Raw genomic sequence first — 20,310 nt, forward strand, 5'->3', positions numbered from 1 at the left:
CCGGTGGTTACGTCTCGTCGCACAAGTGCCCCGTTGCAAACCCGAGCTGTATGGGTGCGAGGCGTGGCGAGCGGGCATGAAAAACCCCGGGGCCGCGAGGCCGCCGGGGTTCCTGTGAGGCGCGGGGGCGATCAGCGGGCTTCGCCGAGGTTGCCTTTCTCGTCGGAGATGACGATCTCGACGCGGCGGTTCTGCGCGCGGCCGCTGTTGGAGGCGTTCTCCGCGATGGGGAAGGCTTCGCCATAGGCCTTCACCTCGATGCGCTTGGCGTCGACCCCGAGGTCGGTGAGGACGTCGGCCACGGCCTGGGCACGGTCACGGGACAGGGCGAGGTTCTCCTCGCGGGTGCCGCTGCTGTCGGTGTAGCCCTCGATGCGCACGGTGCGGCGCGGGTTGATCTGCAGGAACTGCACGAGCTTGAGCACGGTGCGGTTGGCCCGACCTTTCAGCTCGGAGCGGCCGGTGTCGAACAGCACATCGCCCAGGGTCATCACCAGGCCGCGATCGGTCTCGGTGGCGGCGAGGGCGACCATCTGCTCCTCGAGCCAGTTGCCCTTCTGCTGCGCGCTGAGCAGCTTGGCTTCGCGCAGGGATTGCTGCAGGCGCTCCTGTTCGCCCTGCAGACGCATGGCGCGCTCCTGGTCGCGGGCCAGTTCGCTGTGCTGGGTGGCGATCTGGCTGTAGCGCTGGCTGAGGAAGGCGTAGTGCTCGACGTCGCCATCGTTGCCCCAGTAGGTGGCAAGGCGCTCGGCGCGGGCCAGGGATTCCCCGGCGCGGATCACGTCCTTGGGTGCACTGGCCAGTACCTGGGGGTCTTCCTTCACCTGCTGGAAGCGGTTGCGGGCTTCATCCAGGCTCTGCTCGGCCTGGCGCGAGGAGGCGCAGCCGCCGAGCAACAGGAGCGCGGCGACGAGGCCGCCCATGGCGATACGCGGGGTCATTCCAGGTCCCCCAGTTGCTTGCGCAGGCGGTTGATGCGAGCGGTCAGGTCGTTGAGCTGGGCCTTGCTCTTCTGGGTCAGCACCAGGGATTCGGCGAGGCGGGCGTCCAGTTCGGCCTGCTCGGCGAAGAAGCGTGCGCGCTTGTAGTCCTGCTCGCCCATGTTCTTCTGGGCACGGGCCAGCTTCTCTTCAGCCAGTTTCATCTCGGGGATCTGGTCGGCGCTTGCGCCGACGGCACGGGCCTGGGCCACGGCCTGCTCGGAGAGGCGCATCTGCTCGACGGGGGCGGGATCGTTGGCGCAGCCGGACAGGGCAAGAAGTGCCAGGCCGGCGGCCAGTATGCGGTGTTCGATCACTGGGGTTTCCTACGGTTTCGGGGCCGTGGCGGGCTGTACCTGCTGGGTCCGCCACCGCTCGAGATTGCGTTGCAGCAGGGCCTGCGGCACCCCTGCGGCGACCAATTCTGTCATCTTTTTCGCCAGTTGTCCGCGCAGCCAGGGGTCGTTGCAGGCGGAGTTGTAAGAGAGCGTGAGGTACAGCCCTTCGCTGGCGATAGGCGGTTCCAGCACTTCCAGGTCATGGGTGATGCCGAGGGTTTCCGCCAGGGCGACGCCGGGGTAGTGCTCGTAGAGGACGAATTCGGTGCGCTCCAGCAGCAGCTTCTGGAAGGCCTGGGTGACACTGGGGACTTCTTCGAGGGTGAGGTTGTCGTGGGCGAAGTGGTCGAAGTCCTGGCCGAAACTGTTGTTCACCAGCGTGCCACCGGTGCGTCCCTTGAGATCGTCACGTCCCTGGAAGGGGAACGCGCGGCCATGCTTGACCCAGACCACGCTGGGCGTGTCCAGGAAGGCGGGATGGATGTAGTCCATCGTCTCCAGCCGCGGCAGGGTGAGGAAGGCCCCGGCGATGAGGTCGACCCGACCGGTGCGCACTTCGTCCTGCGCGCGGGACCAGGGGCCGGTATAGAGGACGTCGATCTTCACGCCGATCTCTTCGCCGATGCGGTGCAGCAGGTCGGCATTGGCGCCGACCAGCAGCTTGGGGTTCTGCGGGTCGCGCCACAGGTAGGGCGGGTACTCGGGATTTCCCGTGGCCACCAGGCGCTCGCACTTCTTGGCCGCCAGGGCGAGGGTCGGCACCAGCAGGCTGGCGATCAGCAACGGAGCGAGGAAGAGACGTCTGTACATCATGGAGTCCCAGTTCTGGAGCTTGGTTGGGAAGACGCCGGCCGTGTCACTGCACGACCATAACGCCGTGCTAGCTTAGGCCATTTGAAATCGTTTTTTGTCATAAGGAAGCCTTGATGAAGAAACTGCTTGCAGGACTTGTGACGTTGCTGGCAGCAGTGGCGGCCACGCTTTATTTCTATCCGCCTGCGTTGATGGCCAGCGCGCGACTGGTGGAAACCCATCTGGCCGGCCTGAGCAGCCAGGTGGTGACAGCGGGCGAACTGGATTTCGCCTACTACGAAGGCGGCCCGAAGCTGGGCGAGACCATCGTCATGGTCCACGGCTTCGGTGCGGACAAGGACAACTGGCTGCGCATGGCCCGGCATTTCAGCGGCCGCTACCACGTGGTGGTGCCCGATCTGCCGGGCTTCGGTGAAAGCAGCCGGCCGGCGGGCAGCTACGACGTCGGCACCCAGGCCGAGCGGCTGGCGGACTTCATACAGGCGCTGGGAGTGGGCAAGGTCCATCTGGTGGGCAACTCCATGGGTGGGCACATCGTGGCGCTGTATGCGGCGCGCTACCCGGACCGCGTGCGTTCGCTGGCGCTCTTCGACAACGCGGGGGTCACTGCACCGCACAAGAGCGAACTGTTCGACCTGCTGGAACAGGGCCGCCCCAATCCCCTGGTGGTCACCCGCGTCTCCGACTACGACAGGCTGATGGACTTCGTCTTCGTCGATCCGCCCGTCCTGCCGGCCCCGCTCAAGCGCTACCTGGCAGACAGGGCCATCGCCAACCAGGCCCACTATGAAGCGGTCTTTCAGCAACTGGTTCAGCGCTACATTCCCCTGGAGCCGGAACTGCCAAAGATCCAGGCCCCTACCCTGCTGCTCTGGGGCGACAAGGACCGCGTGCTGGATGTATCGAGCCTCGATGTCATGAAGCCGCTGGTCCCGCACGCCAGTACGGTGGTCATGAAGGATTGCGGACACGCCCCGATGATCGAGCGACCCGCCGAGACGGCACGCCACTACCAGGCCTTCCTCGACGGTCTCGCCACCGGCACGGCCACACCGTGACCGCTTGCCCGTACAGAGCGACGCAATTACCGGAGAAATAAAAAGGCGGGAAAAGAAAAAGGCCTGCATTTCTGCAGGCCTTTCTTGTATGGCGCACTCGAGAGGATTCGAACCTCTGACCGCCCGGTTCGTAGCCGGGTACTCTATCCAGCTGAGCTACGAGTGCGTTGTGGTGTTTTTAGACCAGATCACCGCTGGTTTCTTCAATCAACCGACGCTATATCAGCTGATTGAAAATGGCGCACTCGAGAGGATTCGAACCTCTGACCGCCCGGTTCGTAGCCGGGTACTCTATCCAGCTGAGCTACGAGTGCGTTGTGGGCGCGCATTATAGAGACTTCAAAACCACCGTCAACTGATTTTTTCGATACTTTTCAATAACTTATCGAACTAACCGCTGACATCTCTACAACACTGAATAATGGCGGAGAAGGGGGGATTCGAACCCCCGACACCCTTTTGAGGTGTACTCCCTTAGCAGGGGAGCGCCTTCGGCCACTCGGCCACCTCTCCGCAACACGGGGCGCATGATAACCATGTTTTCCCCGTTTGCAAAGAAAAAAAGTAGAAAAATTAGTGGTTTGGTTCCTGGTCTTTCTCTTTCTGGATGCGCTGGTAGATTTCCTCACGGTGCACGGCTACCTCTTTCGGGGCGTTGACGCCAATGCGCACCTGATTACCTTTCACGCCTAATACGGTGACAGTGACTTCATCACCGACCATCAGGGTCTCTCCGACCCGGCGAGTCAGAATCAGCATTCCTTTCTCCTCACGGATGTGTTTCAGGGACAGTCTGCAAAAAAGAAATGGCGTCGGCCCCCCATGAATTTCAAGGGGCGTCCACCCAAGTATTGACCAGCGGTGGCAAAAGGAAAGTTCCACCACCGCAGACCAAAAACGACGAAAGGCGCGGGGTGAGCCGCGCCTTTCGTTATAAGGCTCACTCGCTCTGTCGAGCGGGTGCATCCAGTTCGAAGGCGGTGTGCAGGGCACGGACGGCCAGTTCGAGGTACTTCTCCTCAATGACGACGGAGACCTTGATCTCGGAAGTCGAGATCATCTGGATGTTGATGCTTTCCTTGGCCAGAGCTTCGAACATGCGGCTGGCGACGCCCGCGTGGGAGCGCATGCCGACACCGACGATGGAAACCTTGGCGATGTTGGTGTTGCCGCCGACTTCACGGGCACCGATCTCGGCAGCGGTCTTCTCCAGCACGGCCAGGGCGTTCTGGTAGTCATTGTTGTGCACGGTGAAGGTGAAATCGGTGGTGTTATCGTGCGCGACGTTCTGCACGATCATGTCCACTTCGATGTTGGCCGCACTCACCGGGCCGAGGATCTTGAAGGCCACGCCGGGGATGTCCGGCACGCCACGGATGGTCAGCTTGGCCTCGTCGCGGTTGAAGGCGATGCCGGAAATGATCGGCTGTTCCATGGATTCCTCTTCATCAAGGGTAATGAGGGTGCCCGGACCCTCCTGGAAGCTGTGCAGCACGCGCAGCGGAACGTTGTACTTGCCGGCGAACTCCACCGAGCGGATCTGCAGCACCTTCGAACCGAGGCTGGCCATTTCCAGCATTTCCTCGAAGGTGATCTTGTCCAGGCGACGGGCCTGGGGGACAACGCGCGGGTCGGTGGTGTAGACGCCATCTACATCGGTGTAGATCTGGCACTCGTCCGCCTTCAGGGCAGCCGCCAGGGCCACGCCGGTGGTGTCAGAACCACCACGACCGAGGGTGGTGATGTTGCCGTGCTCGTCCACGCCCTGGAAACCGGCCACCACCACGACGCGACCGGACTTGAGGTCGGCGCGGATCTTCTGGTCGTCGATCTGCAGGATGCGCGCCTTGTTGTGGGCGCTGTCGGTGAGGATGCGGACCTGGTTGCCGGTGTAGGAGACGGCCGGCACACCGCGCTTGATCAGCGCCATCGCCAGCAGGGCGATGGTCACCTGCTCGCCGGTGGACACCATCACGTCCAGCTCACGCGGAACCGGCTTGTTGTCGCTGATCTGCTTGGCCAGATCGATGAGGCGATTGGTTTCGCCGCTCATGGCGGAAACCACCACGACGATGTCGTCACCGCGCTCGCGGAATTTCTTGACCTTCTCGGCCACCTGCTCGATGCGCTCGATGGTGCCGACCGAGGTCCCCCCAAACTTCTGTACGATCAAAGCCATTTCAAAGCCGCCTAATCCCGTGAAGGGCGCCCATTAAACAATCAACGCAGGACACTGCCAAGGGCCCGCCGGGCGTGGCGCGGAGCTCCTGGCGAAGGGTTCCGGCGGGCGCCCGGTGCGTGTGGCAACCGGGCGCCAACGGCATCAGAGCCCCTGCTCGACGAACGGAACGGCAAGTGCCAGGGCCTGGTCCAGGGCTGCGGCGTCGGTACCACCGCCACGCGCCATGTCCGGACGGCCACCGCCCTTGCCACCGACCGCTGCCGCGGCCTGCTTCATCAGATCGCCGGCTTTGAGTTGGCCGGTCAGGTCCTGGGTGACGCCGGCGACCAGTGTCACCTTGCCCTCCAGCGCCCCGCCGAGCAGGATCACTGCGCGGCCGAGCTTGTTCTTCAACTGGTCGACCAGCGCCAGCAGCGCGTCGCCGTCCACGTCCAGGCGCGCGGCCAGGACCTTGACGCCCTTGACCTCCACCGCCGATGCCGCCAGGTCGTCGCCGGCCGCGCTGGCCGCCTTGGCCTTGAGCTGGTCGACTTCCTTCTCCAGCTGGCGGTTGCGCTCCAGCAAGGCTGCGAGTTTGTCCAGGACGTTGTCACGGCTGCCCTTGACCAGCACGGCCGCTTCCTTCAGCTGCTCCTCGGCACCGTTCAGGTAGGCCAGGGCCGCAGCACCGGTGACTGCCTCGATACGGCGCACGCCGGAGGCTACGCCGCCTTCGCTGGTGATCTTGAACAGGCCGATATCGCCCGTGCGGGAGACGTGGGTGCCGCCGCAGAGCTCGACGGAGAAATCACCGCCCATGCTCAGCACGCGAACCTGGTCGCCGTACTTCTCGCCGAACAGCGCCATGGCGCCCTTGGCCTTGGCGGTCTCGATGTCGGTCTCTTCGGTCTCGACTGCGGTGTTGCGGCGAATCTCGGTGTTGACGATGTCTTCCAGCGCTTTCAGTTGCTCCGGCTTGATGGCCTCGAAGTGGCTGAAGTCGAAACGCAGGCGCTGACTGTCCACCAGGGAGCCTTTCTGCTGCACGTGCTCACCCAGCACGCGACGCAGGGCTGCATGCAGCAGGTGGGTCGCGGAGTGGTTCAGCGCCGTGGCACTGCGAACGCTGGAGTCGGCCTCGGCCTTGACGCTGGCACCGACCGAGAGGCCGCCCTTGGCCACGATGCCGTGGTGCAGGAAAGCGCCGCCGGCCTTGGTGGTGTCGCGGACGTCGAAGCGCACACCGGCGCCTTCGAGGTAACCGCAGTCGCCCACCTGGCCACCGGACTCGGCGTAGAACGGGGTCTGGTCCAGCACCACCACGCCCTCCTCGCCTTCGGCGAGGCTGTCGACGGCAGCGCCAGCCTTGAACAACGCGACGACCTTACCGCTGCCGCTGGTGCCGGCGTAGCCGAGGAAGCGGGTGTCACCGTCGACCTTGACCAGGCTGTTGTAGTCCATGCCGAAGGCGCTGGAGGCGCGGGCGCGTTCGCGCTGGGCTTCCATCTCGCGCTCGAAGCCTTCCTCGTCGACGGTCAGTTCTCGTTCGCGGGCGATGTCGGCGGTCAGGTCCACCGGGAACCCGTAGGTGTCGTAGAGCTTGAAGACGATGTCGCCCGGGATGACCTGGCCCTGCAGGGACGCGAGGTCCTGCTCGAGGATCTTCAGGCCATGCTCCAGGGTCTTGGCGAACTGTTCTTCTTCGGTCTTCAGCACGCGCTCGATGTGCGCCTGCTGCTGCTTGAGCTCGGGGAAGGCCTCGCCCATCTCGGCCACCAGGGCAGCGACGATCTTGTGGAAGAAGGTGCCCTTGGCGCCCAGCTTGTTGCCGTGGCGGCAGGCGCGGCGAATGATGCGGCGCAGCACGTAGCCACGGCCTTCGTTGGACGGCAGCACACCGTCCGCCACCAGGAAGGAGCAGGAGCGGATGTGGTCGGCCACGACCTTCAGGGACGGGGCGTCGTCGTTGGCGCAGCCGATGGCCTCGGCGGCGGCCTTGAGCAGGCTCTGGAACAGGTCGATCTCGTAGTTCGAGTGCACGTGCTGCAGCACGGCGCTAATGCGCTCCAGGCCCATGCCGGTATCCACGCTGGGTGCCGGCAGCGGGTGCATCACGCCATCGGCGGTGCGGTTGAACTGCATGAAGACGTTGTTCCAGATCTCGATGTAGCGATCACCGTCCTCTTCAGGGGAACCGGGCGGGCCGCCCCAGATGTCCGGGCCGTGGTCGTAGAAGATCTCGGTGCACGGGCCGCACGGGCCGGTATCGCCCATCGCCCAGAAGTTGTCGGACGCATAGGGCGCGCCCTTGTTGTCACCGATGCGGACCATGCGCTCGGCAGGGATGCCGACTTCCTGGGTCCAGATGTCGTAGGCCTCGTCGTCGCTGGCGTAGACAGTGACCCAGAGCTTTTCCTTGGGCAGCTTCAGCCACTTGTCGCCGGTGAGGAATTCCCAGGCGTAGTGAATGGCATCGCGCTTGAAGTAGTCGCCGAAGCTGAAGTTGCCCAGCATTTCGAAGAAGGTGTGGTGGCGCGCGGTGTAGCCGACGTTGTCCAGGTCGTTGTGCTTGCCGCCGGCGCGGACGCACTTCTGGCTGGTGGTGGCACGGGTGTAGGCGCGCTTTTCCAGGCCCAGGAAGCAGTCCTTGAACTGGTTCATGCCCGCGTTGGTGAACAGCAGGGTCGGGTCGTTGCCCGGGATCAGGGAGCTGGAGGCGACGCGGGTGTGCCCCTTCTCTTCGAAGAAGCTCAGGAAGGCTTCACGGATTTCTGCGCTTTTCATAGGTTCGTCCACGGAATCTGCGGTCAAGAATCGCCGGCAAAGGGCCGCATTATATCGGCCCTTTGCCGCGCGGATAGTGCCTTGTGCGATAGAAAGGGGCTATCGGGGGGATTTCAGCCCGCATGATCGAGAAACGCGGCAAAACCCTCGATCACCCGCTCGATTCCGGCGGCGTCGACATCCAGGTGGGTGACCATGCGCAGGCGTGCCGCCGCGCTCATTACCACGCCGCGCTCGGCCATGAAGGCCTTGAGGGCAGCGGCCCGCTCGCCGATGTCGACGTAGACCATGTTGGTCTGCACCGGCTCCACGCTGAAGCCCAGCGCCGCAAGCCCTTCACCCAGGCGTGCGGCGTTGGCGTGGTCATCGGCCAGGCGCGCCACCTGGTGCTCCAGGGCGTAGTGCCCGGCGGCGGCCAGCAGGCCAGCCTGGCGCATGCCGCCACCGACCATCTTGCGCAGCCGGCGGGCACGCTGGATGAACTCGGCCCCGCCGCACAGCACCGACCCGACCGGCGCGCCCAGCCCCTTGGACAGGCACACGGAGACGGAGTCGAAATGGCGGGTGATCTCGGCAGCGTCCACTCCCAGCTTCACGGCGGCGTTGTACAGCCGCGCGCCGTCCAGGTGCAGCGCCAGGCCACGGCGACGGGTCAGCTCGCGGGCCGCTGCCAGGTAGGCCAGGGGCAGGACCTTGCCCTGCATGGTGTTCTCCAGCGCCAGCAGGCGGGTGCGGGCGAAGTGGAAGTCGTCCTGCTTGATGGCCGCCTCCACCTTCGCCAGGTCCAGGCTGCCGTCGGCCTCGCCCTCGATGGGCTGTGGCTGGATCGAGCCCAGCACCGCCGCGCCGCCGCCTTCGTACTTATAGGTGTGCGCCTGCTGGCCGACGATGTACTCGTCGCCCCGTTGGCAGTGCGCCATCAGGCCCAGGAGGTTGCTCATGGTGCCAGTGGGGACGAACAGCGCCGCCTCGAACCCCAGGCGCTCGGCCAGCCAAGCTTCCAGGCGGTTGACGGTGGGGTCTTCGCCATAGACGTCATCCCCCAGCGGGGCGCGGTTCATCGCCTCGCGCATTCCCGGAGTGGGTTGGGTGACGGTGTCGCTGCGCAGGTCTATGACGGACATCTCGGGCTCCTCAGCTGGGTAAGGGGGTGACCCTAAAGGAGCGCGGCGAGTGGGGCAAGGGGCGCCAGGCGCCCCGCGGAACGGGCCTCAGCCCGCAAGGGCTCGGCCCACTGGGTCAGTCGACGTTGGCGGGCACGATGAGGATGCCGGCGCGCAGGCCGTTCTTCACCTTGGGGTTGGGGAAGATGATGCGCGCGCCCTGCTCTTCCACCACCCAGCGGGTCCCGGCGATGTCCTCGGCCAGCAGGTAGCCGGTGGGCAGCTCGCTGAAGTTCTCCACGTCGTCGGGCAGGTGCAGGCGGAAGGCATCGCTGTGCTTGATCACCTCGCGGGACACGGCGAACAGCTTGAGGTCGCCCAGCGTGTCCACCTCCGGCTCGGCGCCCTCGATCAACTGGCGCAGGCGGGTCTCCAGGCGGTCGAGGTTCACGCCCTCGTTCTGCCCGAACGGCCGGGCCTTGCCGAGTTCCAGGGTGAAGGCCTCGGCCTCCAGCCGCGCGTAGGTGTAGGAGCTGAAGGTGATGCCGGTCTTGTTCTGCAGCAGCACGGCCTCGACCCCGGCAGCGGCCAGGCGCGCCAGCTCGCGGGGGGAATGGGCACGCCCCTCGCGGTAGGGATAGAGGGCGAACTGTTCGATGCGCGAACCGCGGATGGCAGTGTGCATGTCGTAGTGCAGGCGGGTGCGGCCCTCGCGGGCGAAGAACGCAGCGGCCAGGTGTTCCAGCTCGTTGGCGCGCATGGCCTCGGTGCCGCTGGTCTGCTCGTGGCGGCCATTGAACAGGCGGTTGATGTCCTGCTCCACGTAGCGCTCGCCCCGGCGCATGGCCTCGGGGTTGCCGAGCAGGAAGAGGATGCGTGCGCGGGGTTTCAGTTCGCCCCGGGCCACACCCTGGATCAGCCGGTCGAGCAGCTCGATCGGCGCCGTCTCGTTGCCGTGGATGCCGGCGGAGAGCAGCAGGTCCAGGCCGTCATCGGCGCCGGCGGGCGGGGTCACCTCCAGGGCGCCCTCCGCCAGCCAGTGCAGGCGCGTGCCCTCGGCGGTCAGTTGAATCTTCTCGGTCGGCTCACGGCCGGCCAGGGTCAGTTCAAGCAGCTTGCCAAGGGCCAGCATCCGCGCGTCCTCAGTGGTCGTGGTTGCAGTCCGGCCCGTGTACGTGGCCGTCTTCGTCGTCGGCGTCGGCCGGTTCCATCTCCAGCTGCAGGCTCACCAGGTTGGTGGCCAGCGGGCGCAGCAGCAGGTTGGCGTACTCGGTATCGCCCTCCTCCACGTCCACGCCGATCAGCAGTTGGCCGTTGCCGGCGGTCTGGATCCAGACCTCCTTGCCCTGCCAGACCACGGCAAAACGGGTGCAGGACGTTTCCAGCTGGGTGCCGTCGGTGTCTTCGAGGATGAGTTGCAGGGCGTCGGACATGTGTAGAACTCCAGGATCGTAAGGCAGAGAGCGGCGGGCGGGGCGGAGGGTTCCGAGGAACACCTCACCGCCGGCCGCACGCCGCTCAGTTCAGTTGGAACGGATAAACGGCGCCCAGTTTAAGGATCTGGGTGAGTTCATCCAATGCCGTGCGGCATTCGGTGAGCAATTGTGGATCAGCCAGGTCGCTTTCGCTCAAGCGATCGCGGTAATGCTTCTCCACCCAGGCGGTCAGGGTGTCGTAGAGCGAGGGGGTGAGGATGACGCCCGGGTTGACCGCCGCCAGCTCGTTGTCCTTCAGGGCCACGCGCAGGCGCAGGCACGCCGGGCCACCGCCGTTCTGCATGCTCTGCTTGAGGTCGAAGACCTTCACCTCGCGGATCGGGCCGTCCTCGGCGGTCAGGGTCTGCAGGTAGTGCCACACCCGCGCGTTGTTGCGGCACTCCTCCGGGACGATCAGCAGCATGCTGCCGTCGGCGCGGCTGAGCAGCTGGCTGTTGAACAGGTAGGAACGCACCGCGTCCTCCACCGTCACCGCCTCGCGGGGCACGCACACGGCCTGGAAGCGGCCACCGACGCGGCCCAGCTTGTCGTGCAGCTCGGCCAGCACCTTGTCGGTCTCCAGGAAGGCGTCCTGGTGATGGAACAGCACCTCGCCGTTGCCCACCGCAATCACGTCGTTGTGGAACACGCCCTGGTCGATCACCGCCGGGTTCTGCTGGGCATAGACCACGCCGGCCTCGCTCAGCCCGTGCAGGCGCGCGACGGCCTGGCTGGCCTCCAGGGTCTGCCGCGCCGGGTAGCGCGAGGGCGCCGGGAAGCGGCTGTCGAAGGCGCTGCGGCCGAACACGAAGAACTCCACGCCGGCCTCGCCGTAGCCCTTGCAGAAACGGGTGTGGTTGGCCGCGCCTTCGTCACCGAACTGTGCCACCGCCGGCAGCGCGGCATGGTGGGCGAAGTGGCGCTCGTCGGCGAACATCGCCGCCAGCACGCGGCTGGTGGTGGGGTGCTCGATGCTGCGGTGGAACTTGCAGTTGAGGTTGGCGGCGGTGAAGTGCACGCGGCCGTCCGCAGTGTCGGCGCTGGGGCTGACGGTGCAGGCGTTGGCGGTCCACATGCTGGATGCCGAGCTGCAGGCGGCCAGCAGCGGCATGGCGTCACGGGCGGCCTTCTCGATCACCTGGGCGTCGGTCCCGGCGAAGCCGAGGCTGCGCAGCGCGGCGACGTTGGGGCGCTCCTGCGGGGCGAGCACGCCCTGCTGGAAGCCCATGTCCATCAGCGCCTTCATCTTCGCCAGGCCCTGCAGGGCGGCTTCCTTGGGGCTGGAGACGGCCTGGCTGTTGCTCTGCGACGCCACGTTGCCGTAGGACAGGCCACCGTAGTTGTGGGTCGGGCCGACCAGACCGTCGAAGTTCACTTCATGGGCGCTCATAGGCTGACTCCAGGCGTCAGGGTTGCAGGCAGGGCGAGGGTTTCGCTTTCCAGCGAGGCGACCGGGTAGGCGCAGTAGTCAGCGGCGTAGTAGGCGCTGGCGCGGTGGTTGCCCGACGCGCCGACGCCACCGAAGGGCGCGCTGCTCGCGGCCCCGGTCAGTTGTTTGTTCCAGTTGACGATGCCGGCGCGGCTCTCGATGAAGAAGCGCTGGTACAGCTCGCGGGAGTCCGAGAGCAGGCCGGCAGCCAGGCCGTACTGGGTAGCGTTGGCCTCGGCCATGGCGGCCTCGAAGCCGTCGTAGCGGATCACCTGCAGCAGCGGGCCGAAGAACTCTTCGTCCGGTCGCTCGTCCACGGCGGTGACGTCGAGGATGCCGGGGGTCAGCAGCGCGGCGGTCTCCAGCGGCTGGGACATGGCCAGCAGCGGCGTGGCGCCCTGGGCGATCAGGTGCTCCTGGGCCTTGAGCAGGTGGCGCGCGGCGTCCAGGGAGATCACCGAGCCCATGAAGGGCGCCGGCTGGGCGTCGAAGGCGCCGACCTGGATGCTCGCCGCCACCGCCACCAGGCGCGCCAGCAGCGCGTCGCCCCAGGCGCCGGCCGGCACCAGCAGGCGGCGGGCGCAGGTGCAGCGCTGGCCGGCGGAGATGAAGGCGGACTGGATAATGGTGTAGACGGCCGCATCGACATCGGCCACCTCGTCCACCACCAACGGGTTGTTGCCGCCCATCTCCAGCGCCAGGATCTTGTCCGGGCGGCCGGCGAACTGCTGGTGCAACAGGTTGCCGGTGCGGCTGGAGCCGGTGAAGAACAGGCCGTCGATGCCCGGGTTGCCGGCCAGGGCGACGCCGGTTTCGCGGCCGCCCTGCACCAGGTTGAGCACGCCGGCGGGCAGGCCCGCCTCGATCCAGCACTGGACCGTCAGCTCGGCCACCTTGGGGGTCAGCTCGCTGGGCTTGAACACCACGGCATTGCCGGCCAGCAGCGCGGGCACGATGTGGCCGTTGGGCAGGTGGCCGGGGAAGTTGTAGGGGCCGAACACGGCGACCACGCCGTGGGGCTTGTGGCGCAGCACGGCGGTGGCGTCGGCCAGCGGGCCACTCTTCTCGCCGGTGCGTTCGCGGTAGCTCTGGATGGAGATGGCGACCTTGTTGACCATGCTGGTCACTTCGGTGGCGGACTCCCACAGCGGCTTGCCGGTCTCCTCGCCGATGCAGCGGGCCAGTTCGTCGGCGCGGGTCTTGAGGGTGGCGGCGAAGCGTTCGAGAACGGCGATGCGCGCGTCCAGGCTCAGGCGGGCCCAGGCCGGGAAGGCCGCACGGGCGGCAGCCACGGCGGCTTCGACCTGCTCGGCGCTGGCGCCCTGCCCGCTCCAGACGGACTCCTGGGTGACCGGATTCAGCGAGTCGAAGGCCTCGCCCTGCCCGGCCTGCCAGGCGCCTGCGATGTAATGGGTGCTCATTTCACGGACTCCTTGGCCGACAGGGGCACGGCGCGAACCGAGGCGCCAGCCGAGAGTTTCAGGCGCTTGGCGGTGTCGGCGTCCACCACCAGGGTGCCGGCAGCCAGACGCGCCGGAGCGGCGGTGACGCGGCAATCCTCGCGCTTGCGGTTGTGGATCAGGTACGGCGTGGCGTCCTCGCCGGGGGTGCCGACGGCCAGCACCAGCGCCTGGCTGTCCTGCACGGCGCGGATCTTCGCGGTCTGGCATTCGATGGCCGGGCCGGCGTCGAAGATGTCGACGTAGCCCTGGAAGCTGAAGCCCTCGCCCTTGAGCATTGCCAGGGCCGGCTCGGTGTCGGTGTGCACGCGCCCGATCACGTCCCGCGCTGCCTCGGAGAGGAAGCAGGTGTAGAGCGGGAACTTGGGCATCAGCTCGGCGATGAAGGCCTTGTTGCCGACGCCGGTGAGGTAGTCCGCGCGTGAGAACTCCATCTTGAAGAAGTGCCGGCCCAGGCTCTCCCAGAACGGCGAGACGCCGTGCTCGTCGGACATGCCGCGCATCTCGGCGATCACCTTGTCGCCGAACAGCTCGGGGAACTCGGCGATGAACAGGAAGCGTGCCTTGGACAGCAGGCGCCCGTTGAGGCCGGTGCGGTAGCCGGCGTGCAGGAACAGCGAGCACAGCTCGGAGTTGCCGGTCAGGTCGTTGGCCAGGAACAGGGTGGGGATCTGCCGGTGGATGTTCAGCTCCTGGGAGGCGCTGACGGTGAGCCCGACGCGGTAGTTGTACCAGGGCTCGCGCAGGCCCACGGCGCCGGCCACGGCGGAGATGCCGACGACCTTGCCATCGTCGTCCTCGAGCACGAACAGGTAGTCGGCATCGGCCCGCTCGGCCTCGCCACGGAATGCCTTCTCGGCCCAGCCCACGCGGTGGGTCAGGCGCTCCTCGTTGGCGGGCAGCGTGGTCAGGCCGGCGCCGGTGCTGCGCGCCAGGTCGATCAGGGCCGGCAGGTCGGCGCTGCGTACGGGACGAACGATCATAGTCACTCCGTTAGAGCTTCGTGCTGCGAGCGGCAGGTCGGGCGGCACGCCGCCCAGGGCTGGCACTCGGGGTTAAATCGCCACCAGGCGCACGCTGGCGCCCTCGCCGACGCCCAGGGCTTCTGCGGCTTCGGCGGTGAGTTCCACCGGCTTGCCCGGGGCCCAGTCCAGCTCGGCCACCACGGCGCGGAAGTCCTGCAGCTGGCCGTTGCTCACCAGGTACTGGCGGCCCACCTTGGGCGCGGCACCGATGCGCACCGGCACCACGCGGCTCTGGGCGATGGAACGGATACCGGACGTGCGGGCGTGCAGGGTCGGGCCACCGTCGAAGATGTCGATGTAGTTGTCGGTCTCGAAGCCTTCGCGCATGAGGATGTCGAAGGTGATCTGCGCGCGCGGGTGCACCTGCCCCATGGACTCCTGGGCCTCGTCGGGCAGCAGCGGCACGTAGATGGGGTAGTTCGGCATCAGCTCGGCGAGGAAGGTGCGGCTCTTCAGCCCCGACAGGCGCTCGGCCTCGACGTAGTTGAGGTCGAAGAAGTTGCGCCCGACGGCGTTCCAGAACGGCGATTCACCCTGGTCGTCGCTGTAGCCGACGATCTCCACCACCACCGCATCGGCGAAGCGCTCGGGGTGGCTGGCCATGAACAACAGGCGGCCGCGGGAGTTGAGTTCGGCGAAGGCGGTGTTCACCAGGTCGCGCTCGACGTAGAAGCTGGTCAGCAGGCTGTTGCCGGTGAGGTCGTGGCACAGCGAGAGGACGTGGATCTTGTTGTGGATCTTCAGCTCCCGGGACGCATGCACGAAGGTCTCGTTGCGGAAGCTGTAGAAGGGCTCGGAGAAACCGGCGGAGGCGACGATGGCGGAACAGCCCACCAGGCAGCCACGCTCGGTGTCTTCCAGCACGAAGAAATAGCTCTCCTCACCGTTGAAGCTCACTTCGGCAGCGAAGGACGCTTCGGAGGCAGTGATCTTCTCGCCCAGGCGACCAGCGTCGTCCGGGAGGGACGTGACACCCACGGGGCTGTCTGCGGCCAGTCGCTGAACATCGGCGAGGTCGGCCATTTGCGCGGGGCGCATCACCAGCATGGGGTCACTCCTTCAATAAAGGCTCCGGCGGCGCCGTTGGCCGACCGGAGAAAACGGCGGCCAATGGGCCGCCGATCACGCATGAAAAACCTTCATCCCTGGTTGTGCGGCGCGGCACCTCCTGTGCCGCGCCTTCCGGGCCCTCAGGCCTGGGTCAGCTTGGCCACGGCGCGCTCGAAGCGGTCCAGGCCTTCGTCGATGTCGGCGTCCGGGATCACCAGGCTGGGCGCGAAGCGCACCACGTCCGGGCTGGCCTGCAGCACCATCACGGCTTCCTTCTCGGCGGCGTTGAGCACGTCCTTGGCCTTGCCTTTCCAGGCATCGGCCAGCACCGCGCCGATCAGCAGGCCCAGGCCGCGCACTTCACTGAACAGGCCGTACTTCTGGCCGATGGCCTCGAGGCGTGCCTTGAAGCGCTCGTGCTTGGCGTTGATGCCGCTGAGCACTTCGGGGGTGTTGATCACGTCCAGCACCGCTTCGGCCACGGCGCAGGCCAGCGGGTTGCCACCGTAGGTGGTGCCGTGGGTGCCCACGGAGAGGTGCTTGGCGATCTCGGTGGTGGTCAGCATGGCGCCGATGGGGAAACCACCGCCCAGGCTCTTGGCGCTGGAGAGGATATCCGGGGTCACGCCGTAGTGCTGGTAGGCGAACAGGTGACCACTGCGGCCCATGCCGCTCTGCACTTCGTCGAACACCAGCAGGGCGTTGTGTTCGTCGCACAGCTTGCGGGCGCCTTCCAGGTAGGCCTGGTCGGCCGGCAGCACGCCGCCCTCCCCTTGCACGGGTTCGAGCACCACGGCGCAGGTCTTGTCGGAGATGGCGGCCTTCAGGGCTTCCAGGTCGTTGAACGGCACATGGGTGATGCCTTCCATCTTCGGACCGAAGCCGTCCGAGTACTTCGGCTGGCCGCCCACGGTGACGGTGAACAGGGTGCGCCCGTGGAAGCTGTTGGTGGCGGCGATGATCTCGTGCTTCTGCGGGCCATAAACGTCGTGGGCGTAGCGACGGGCCAGCTTGAACGCGGCCTCGTTGGCCTCGGCGCCGGAGTTGGCGAGGAACACGCGCTCGGCGAAGGTGGCGTCCACCAGCTTCCGGGCCAGGCGCAGGGCCGGCTCGTTGGTGAAGACGTTGGAAACGTGCCAGATCTTGTTGGCCTGGTCGGTCAGCGCCTTGACCAGTGCCGGGTGAGCATGCCCCAGGGAATTCACGGCGATGCCGCCGGCGAAGTCGATCAGTTCACGGCCACTCTGGTCCCAGACGCGGGAACCCTGGCCTCGCACCGGGATGAACGCGGCGGGGGCATAGTTGGGGACCATCAGCTGATCGAAATCGGCGCGCTCGACCTGCGCATGCTCAACGGACATCAGTTTCTCCTGCCTGAAGCGGCTAGTGGTGAAAGGATTGTAGGGAGTGATCCGGGGTTGGCATTGCCGCCAAGCGACAACTTCTTACAGCCCAAACCCGCGAAAATCCGAGGCTTTCGGAAATGCGACAGAAAGCGTCGGGAAGGCGCAGTTTAAACGCGGATCGCCACAGGACGCACGGGGCACAGCGTATTCGCCACGGGATGACCGGCGGGTATCCGTCATGCGCAAGGACACCAGGCGAGACAGCGCATCGAGACGCCATGCACCGGCACGCCGCACCCGCGACCGGGGCTGCCAGCACAAGGAAGACAGGAACGAGGCGCCGGGCGCTGCAAGCCGCCCGCCCGGCGCCGGTGATCAGCCGCGCTCGGACAGTGCCGGCTGGTTGTCGAAGGGGCCGCCGCTGCGCCGCTGGTTGCGGTCTTCGCGGGGGGTGACGCCGAAGAAGTTGCGGTAGGCGCTGGAGAAGTGCGGGCCGGAGGAGAAGCCGCAGGACAGGCCGATCTGGATGATCGACTTGCTGGTCTGCATCAGCATCTGCCGGGCCTTGTTCAGGCGCAGTTCCAGGTAGTACTGGCTGGGCACGCGGTTGAGGTACTGCTTGAAGATGCGCTCCAGCTGGCGGCGCGACACGCACACGTGCTGGGCGATCTCGTCGGTGGTCAGCGGCTCCTCGATGTTGGCCTCCATCAGCAGCACCGCCTGGGTGAGCTTCGGGTGGCTGGAGCCGAGGCGGTTCTGCAGCGGGATGCGCTGGCGCTCGCCGCCTTCGCGGATGCGCTCCACCACCAGCTCCTCGGACACCGCGCCGGCCAGCTCGGCACCGTGATCACGGGCCAGCACCGCCAGCAGCAGGTCGAGCACCGCCAGGCCGCCGCAGGCGGTGAGGCGGTCGCGGTCCCAGTCGAACAGGTGGCTGGTGGCGATGACCTTGGGGAAGCGCTCGCTGAAATCGTCCTGCCAGCGCCAGTGCACCGCCGCGCGGTAACCGTCCAGCAGGCCCAGTTGCGCCAACGGGTAGACCCCGGCGGAGAGCCCGCCCACCACGCAGCCGGTGCGGGCCACCTGCTTCAGTGCCGTGGCCAGCCCGACGGACACCGTCGCCGGTGGTTCGTCGGCCAGCAGGAACAGGCGCGTCAGCCCTTCCAGCCTGCCGGTCCAGGGCTCGCCCGGCAGGCGCCAGCCGCCTTCGGCCGGTGCCTCGGCCTGGAGGAAGTGCAGGTCGTAGACCACTTCCGGGTGCAGGCGCTGGGCGACGCGCAGGGCCTCCTCGGCCAGCGCCAGGGTCATGGCCTTGGTGCCGGGCCAGAGCAGGAAACCGATTCGTTGGGCAGTCATGGCAGGCAGCTTAGCCTCAGTCGGCACGATTTACTTGAGGCTTCCGGAGAGGAACTGCTTGAGCCGCTCGGATTGTGGATTGGCCAACACATCCTTCGGGCAGCCGGTCTCTTCGACCACGCCCTTGTGCAGGAAAATCAACTGGTTGGACACCTCGCGGGCGAAGCCCATCTCGTGGGTGACCACCACCATGGTGCGGCCCTCCAGGGCCAGGTCCTTCATCACCTTGAGCACCTCGCCCACCAGTTCAGGGTCGAGGGCGGAAGTGGGCTCGTCGAACAGCATCACCTCCGGCTCCACCGCCAGGGCGCGGGCGATGGCGACGCGCTGCTGCTCACCGCCGGACATGTGCGCCGGGTAGGCGTCCTTGCGGTGGGCCACGCCGACCTTGGCCAGGTAGTGCTCGGCCTTCTCGATGGCTTCCTTCTTCGACACGCCGAGCACGTGCACCGGCGCTTCGATGACGTTCTCCAGGGCGCTCATGTGCGACCACAGGTTGAAGTGCTGGAACACCATGGCCAGGCGCGAGCGCATGCGCTGCAGCTGCTTGGGGTCGGCCGCCTTGAGGCCGCCGTCCTTGTTGGCCACCAGCTTGAGCTCCTCGCCATTGAGCAGGATCTTGCCGCCGTGGGGCTGCTCCAGCAGGTTGATGCAGCGCAGGAAGGTACTTTTGCCCGATCCGCTCGAGCCGATGATGCTGATCACATCGCCCGCCTTGGCGGCCAGGGAGACGCCCTTGAGGACTTCATGGCTGCCGTAGCGCTTGTGCAGGTCTTGGACTTCCAGTTTGTACATGGTCTCGGTCTCGATGCGATTGGATCAGTCGCTCAGCAAGCGTCCCTGACGAATGGGTTCACGGCCGGCCACCTTGGCCAGCCACAGTCCGGGTTGGGCGAAGCGGGTGCGCTCACGGGCGAACAGCACGCCGTCCACCGTGGCGCACACCGTGGAATGGCGGTCGCTCAAGGGGTCGATCACTTCGAACAGCGGCTCGCCAGCCCCGACCCGCGCACCGGCAGGCTGCAGGAAGCTGACCACGCCGGCATGGGGCGGATAGAGCAGTTCGGTGCCCTCGAAGGGGGTCGGCTCGCACAGTGCCGGCGGCGCGACCGGCCAGTCACCGTCGATCAGCCCGTGCTCGGCGAGCACTGCGAGGATGGCCTCGGCGCGAGCTTCGGACAGCGGGCGGTCGGTATCGGCCACGCCGCCCAGCTCGACCGTGCTGGCCACGCAGGCCAGCGGAATCGTCGCCTGCGGGAAGCGCTGCGCCAGGCGCAGCCAGGGCAGCGAGCAGGCCTCGTCGAAGGAGCTGCCGCCGGACTCTTCAGCGGTGAGCACGGCAGCGGCCCCCAGGCGGGCCGAGAGCCCGGCCAGCGGAGCGGCGTGCTGCGGCAGGCAGTAAAGGTGCACGGCCGCCTCCAGGTCGCAATGCAGGTCCAGCACCAGGTCGGCGTCGCAGGCGTGGGTCAGCAGCAGGCGCTGCAGCCCCTCCAGCTCCGAAGTGGCCGGCGGCAGCTGGCGCAGGGCGGCCTGCATGGCCTCGCGGATGGTGGTGCGGTTGGCATCGGCATCATCACCCAGACGCCCTTCAAGGCCGGCCTCGATCTGGGCCGCCAGGTCGACGAAGCCCCGGTTGAAGTTGCGCCCACTGGTGAACTCGAAGCGACCCAGGTGAGTGGCCTGCAGCACCTGGCCGAGGCCGATGGGGTTGGCCACCGGCACCAGTTCGATGCAGCCGGTCAGGCGGCCTTCGGCCTCCAGTTCGGCCAGGCGCCGCTTGAGCTCCACCGCCACGCGCATGCCCGGCAGTTCGTCGGCATGCAGGGACGCCTGCAGGTACGCCTTGCGCGCGCCGGCGCCGAAGCGGAAGACGCTCAGCTGGCGGCGGGTACCGGGCAGGCCCCAGGGCAGTTCGTGGTCGATGCGCTCCAT

18 protein-coding genes and 3 tRNA genes are annotated in these 20,310 nt (G+C 66.8%); 1 reads left to right on the forward strand and 20 read right to left on the reverse strand.

The features are described 5' to 3' along the window. Window positions 1-131 precede the first annotated feature (131 nt). From SZ55_RS23030 to SZ55_RS23040, 3 genes are read right to left on the reverse strand one after another with little or no spacing between them, the layout of a single operon-like run. Window positions 132-941 (reverse strand): OmpA family protein, encoded by an 810-nt coding sequence (locus tag SZ55_RS23030; RefSeq protein WP_044412269.1) that lies wholly within the window; start codon window positions 939-941, stop codon window positions 132-134. After that, on the reverse strand, window positions 938-1,267 hold the full coding sequence (locus SZ55_RS23035) for a DUF4398 domain-containing protein (protein WP_044412618.1): 330 nt from the start codon (window positions 1,265-1,267) through the stop codon (window positions 938-940). Before SZ55_RS23035 ends, SZ55_RS23030 begins: the two co-directional genes overlap by 4 nt. 39 nt (window positions 1,268-1,306) lie before the next feature. Further along, window positions 1,307-2,128, reverse strand: coding sequence for a substrate-binding periplasmic protein (locus SZ55_RS23040; RefSeq protein WP_044412623.1), 822 nt, complete (start codon window positions 2,126-2,128; stop codon window positions 1,307-1,309). 116 nt (window positions 2,129-2,244) lie between these two features. Between SZ55_RS23040 and SZ55_RS23045 the strand changes: the two genes are divergently transcribed. Then, entirely contained in the window at window positions 2,245-3,189 is a 945-nt protein-coding gene (locus tag SZ55_RS23045) for an alpha/beta fold hydrolase (protein WP_044412272.1), read from the forward strand. An 89-nt stretch (window positions 3,190-3,278) separates the two neighbouring features. Here SZ55_RS23045 and SZ55_RS23050 read toward each other — a convergent pair. From SZ55_RS23050 to SZ55_RS23130, 17 genes are all read right to left on the reverse strand, one after another. After that, window positions 3,279-3,355 (reverse strand) — tRNA-Arg (locus SZ55_RS23050). Between the two features lie 71 nt (window positions 3,356-3,426). Next, window positions 3,427-3,503, reverse strand: a tRNA-Arg gene (locus SZ55_RS23055). A gap of 108 nt (window positions 3,504-3,611) precedes the next feature. After that, a tRNA-Ser gene (locus SZ55_RS23060) sits at window positions 3,612-3,702 on the reverse strand. A 60-nt stretch (window positions 3,703-3,762) separates the two neighbouring features. Beyond that, on the reverse strand, window positions 3,763-3,948 hold the full coding sequence (csrA, locus tag SZ55_RS23065; protein ID WP_007159101.1) for a carbon storage regulator CsrA: 186 nt from the start codon (window positions 3,946-3,948) through the stop codon (window positions 3,763-3,765). A gap of 181 nt (window positions 3,949-4,129) precedes the next feature. Next, window positions 4,130-5,368: an aspartate kinase gene (locus tag SZ55_RS23070; protein ID WP_044412275.1), complete on the reverse strand. Its 1,239-nt coding sequence runs from the start codon at window positions 5,366-5,368 to the stop codon at window positions 4,130-4,132. A gap of 144 nt (window positions 5,369-5,512) precedes the next feature. After that, window positions 5,513-8,134, reverse strand: a complete 2,622-nt coding sequence (gene alaS, locus SZ55_RS23075; RefSeq protein ID WP_044412278.1) for an alanine--tRNA ligase — start codon at window positions 8,132-8,134, stop codon at window positions 5,513-5,515. Window positions 8,135-8,247: 113 nt separating this feature from the next. Next, the gene (gene ltaE, locus SZ55_RS23080) at window positions 8,248-9,258 is read right to left on the reverse strand and encodes a low-specificity L-threonine aldolase (RefSeq protein ID WP_044412280.1); all 1,011 of its coding nucleotides are present in this window, start codon (window positions 9,256-9,258) and stop codon (window positions 8,248-8,250) included. A 115-nt stretch (window positions 9,259-9,373) separates the two neighbouring features. After that, window positions 9,374-10,369 carry a succinylglutamate desuccinylase gene (gene astE, locus SZ55_RS23085; protein WP_044412282.1) on the reverse strand — a complete coding sequence of 332 codons (996 nt, stop codon included), beginning with the start codon at window positions 10,367-10,369 and terminating at the stop codon, window positions 9,374-9,376. A 10-nt stretch (window positions 10,370-10,379) separates the two neighbouring features. Further along, entirely contained in the window at window positions 10,380-10,670 is a 291-nt protein-coding gene (locus SZ55_RS23090; RefSeq protein ID WP_044412286.1) for a hypothetical protein, read from the reverse strand. A gap of 85 nt (window positions 10,671-10,755) precedes the next feature. Next, the gene (gene astB, locus SZ55_RS23095; RefSeq protein ID WP_044412289.1) at window positions 10,756-12,102 is read right to left on the reverse strand and encodes an N-succinylarginine dihydrolase; all 1,347 of its coding nucleotides are present in this window, start codon (window positions 12,100-12,102) and stop codon (window positions 10,756-10,758) included. Beyond that, window positions 12,099-13,562: a succinylglutamate-semialdehyde dehydrogenase gene (astD, locus tag SZ55_RS23100; protein WP_044412292.1), complete on the reverse strand. Its 1,464-nt coding sequence runs from the start codon at window positions 13,560-13,562 to the stop codon at window positions 12,099-12,101. The genes astB and astD overlap by 4 nt, the downstream gene beginning before the upstream one ends. Beyond that, complete coding sequence (astA, locus tag SZ55_RS23105) at window positions 13,559-14,584, reverse strand: arginine N-succinyltransferase (protein WP_044412295.1); 1,026 nt, start codon at window positions 14,582-14,584, stop codon at window positions 13,559-13,561. The genes astD and astA overlap by 4 nt, the downstream gene beginning before the upstream one ends. Window positions 14,585-14,656: 72 nt before the next feature. After that, entirely contained in the window at window positions 14,657-15,673 is a 1,017-nt protein-coding gene (gene aruF / locus SZ55_RS23110; RefSeq protein WP_044412298.1) for an arginine/ornithine succinyltransferase subunit alpha, read from the reverse strand. A gap of 143 nt (window positions 15,674-15,816) precedes the next feature. Then, window positions 15,817-17,037, reverse strand: a complete 1,221-nt coding sequence (locus SZ55_RS23115) for an aspartate aminotransferase family protein (protein WP_044412301.1) — start codon at window positions 17,035-17,037, stop codon at window positions 15,817-15,819. Window positions 17,038-17,397: 360 nt separating this feature from the next. Continuing rightward, window positions 17,398-18,378, reverse strand: coding sequence for a transcriptional regulator ArgR (argR, locus tag SZ55_RS23120; RefSeq protein WP_044412304.1), 981 nt, complete (start codon window positions 18,376-18,378; stop codon window positions 17,398-17,400). A gap of 30 nt (window positions 18,379-18,408) precedes the next feature. Further along, window positions 18,409-19,173 carry an arginine/ornithine transport ATP-binding protein AotP gene (gene aotP / locus SZ55_RS23125; RefSeq protein WP_044412306.1) on the reverse strand — a complete coding sequence of 255 codons (765 nt, stop codon included), beginning with the start codon at window positions 19,171-19,173 and terminating at the stop codon, window positions 18,409-18,411. Between the two features lie 24 nt (window positions 19,174-19,197). Then, complete coding sequence (locus SZ55_RS23130; protein ID WP_044412308.1) at window positions 19,198-20,310, reverse strand: succinylglutamate desuccinylase/aspartoacylase family protein; 1,113 nt, start codon at window positions 20,308-20,310, stop codon at window positions 19,198-19,200.

Source organism: Pseudomonas sp. FeS53a, assembly GCF_000931385.1.
GTDB lineage: Bacteria > Pseudomonadota > Gammaproteobacteria > Pseudomonadales > Pseudomonadaceae > Metapseudomonas > Metapseudomonas otitidis.